The 2,176-nt window shown below is 43.8% G+C and carries 2 protein-coding genes and 1 pseudogene; 2 read left to right on the forward strand and 1 reads right to left on the reverse strand.

Annotation, left to right across the window (positions count from 1 at the left end; translation table 11 throughout):
• Both B5G33_RS20780 and B5G33_RS22680 read left to right on the forward strand, forming a co-directional pair.
• Window positions 1-664: tyrosine-type recombinase/integrase (locus B5G33_RS20780; RefSeq protein ID WP_087418973.1), on the forward strand; the 664-nt coding region annotated here is incomplete at its 5' end.
• A pseudogene (locus B5G33_RS22680) lies at window positions 657-1,809 on the forward strand (IS91 family transposase). The gene B5G33_RS20780 and the pseudogene B5G33_RS22680, both read left to right, overlap by 8 nt.
• A gap of 183 nt (window positions 1,810-1,992) precedes the next feature.
• On the opposite strand, the gene B5G33_RS21485 reads toward B5G33_RS22680, so the two are convergent.
• Entirely contained in the window at window positions 1,993-2,160 is a 168-nt protein-coding gene (locus B5G33_RS21485) for a hypothetical protein (RefSeq protein ID WP_158229667.1), read from the reverse strand.
• Between the last annotated feature and the right edge of the window lie 16 nt (window positions 2,161-2,176).

Genomic DNA, 2,176 nt, shown 5'->3' on the forward strand with positions numbered 1-2,176 from the left:
CACCACTCTGAACCTTTATAATTCTGCCATCCGCTTTTTCTATCGGAATGTCCTGCACATCCTTTGGGATGACATTACAATCCCGCGCATGATTCTGGAACATAAACTTCCAACTGTTTTGACGATTGATGAAATCGACCGCTTGTTGGACGCTGTTGACGACATAAAATATAAAGCTATGTTTGCAACCATGTATTCTTCCGGAATGCGTGTTTCCGAAGTCATCCATCTGCATTATGATGATATTTTCCGCACAAAGATGCAGATCCATGTCCGGGATACAAAAAACCGGATGGACCGCTATACGGTCCTTTCCAAGCGGTGTCTGGATATCCTTACACAATACTGGTTTGAGAAAGGACGGCCCCGTGGAATCCTGTTCCCTAATAAGTTCACCGGTAATTACCTGACAGTCAGTACTCTGGAACAGGTGATGCGCCGTGCTGTATCTGAGGCTGAACTTCCGGCGGGAGCAACTCCACACTCCCTCCGGCACAGCTTTGCAACACATTTGATGGAGCAGGGCGTAGAACGGCAGAATATTCAGGCACTGCTTGGACACCGTGACCCGAAATCCACGGAGGTTTATCTTCATGTCAGCAACAAATCCCTGATGGGAATCCAGAGCCCGTTTGACCGGAAAGAAGGTGCTGGTCATGAATAAACCCACAGTACAGGATATCTTTCTGCGTTTTTATCCGGCATACCTTGAAAAGTATTCCCCTTCCCCTGAACAGGCAAAAGTTTCCCGGAACATCATAAACTGTAAAACCGGAGCTTATGGTGCGAATGTCAGCATATGTGAGGATTGTAGTACCGTTCAGATTCATTATAACTCCTGTCGTAACCGCTGTTGTCCCATGTGCCAGGCTGTTCCAAAGGAAATGTGGATGGATGCCCGCAGGGAAGATGTACTTGATGCACCTTACTTTCATCTCGTATTTACAGTTCCGGATATCTTGAATCCAGTCATTTACAGTAATCAGAAGCAATTGTATGACACCCTGTATCACGCTGCTTCTGCTACAATCAGTGAACTGGCTGCTGACCCAAAGCATCTTGGGGCTTCCGTTGGATATATCTGCATCCTGCATACATGGGGTTCTGAAATGAACTTTCATCCCCATATCCACACAATACTGCTTGGCGGAGGATTGACACCAAAAAATGAATGGAAGGATAACGGCACTGAATTTTTCCTTCCAATCCAGGTCATTTCCAAAGTATTCCGCGGAAAATACATGGAAGAATTGAAAAACCTTTGGGAGACCGACCGGCTTGAGTTTCATGGAACAGCCGAAAAATACCGTAACCATTATGCATTCAAAGAACTGCTTGATACCTGTTACTCTGCGGAGTGGATCCCTTATTGTAAGAAAACCTTTCACGGTGCACAGTCTGTGATTGATTATCTTGGAAAATACACCCATCGGATTGCTATTAGCAATCATCGCATCATCCGTATGGATGATGAAACCGTCACTTTTTCTGTGAAAGATTACCGGAACAAAGGGCAGTGGAAAGAACTGACCCTTTCCGGTATCGAATTCATACGACGTTTTTTGATGCATGTCCCCCCCAAAGCGTTTTGTACGAATTCGGGATTACGGACTTCTATGTTCCCGCAGCAAAAGTAAAAAGCTTACTTTATGCCGGAATCTTCTCGGATGCAGAAAATATATTTCAAAACTGCACGATAAGGGTATGCCTGAAATACTGAAACATCTCTATGGCATAAACGTCTGCGTGTGTAAAATCTGCGGTGGAAAACTTGGAAAGCCTCAGCTTCGGATGCCACAAAGATGCTAAATGTTTCATTTACCAATAGTTTTTTGAAGCCTCAAGGCCTGAGGGAGGGCGTAAAATTTTCTGTGTCTATGGGAAAAATTCTTCTTTGATAAGAAACAGATATGTATAATTGTCTTGTCGGAACTTCTGCTTTTTTGCTGTCGAATTACTTATCTGTTTATAGTATTACCCATTTGACTCATGTTATACATGAATTTTAAAATTTTTTGCAGCACAAATAACGGCATCGGTAATCCCTTTTTCGTGGCCTCTGCCCACACCCGGCCTCAGGAATAAGCTGGGATTTTCTGGGAATACTATAAATGCCGAAGGAATAAGGGGAAGACAGGAGCGGAATAGTTTTTCATCCACTCCTGTTTTCCTTTTA

Source organism: Blautia sp. An81, from assembly GCF_002161285.1.
Taxonomy (GTDB): Bacteria; Bacillota; Clostridia; order Lachnospirales; family Lachnospiraceae; genus Blautia; species Blautia ornithocaccae.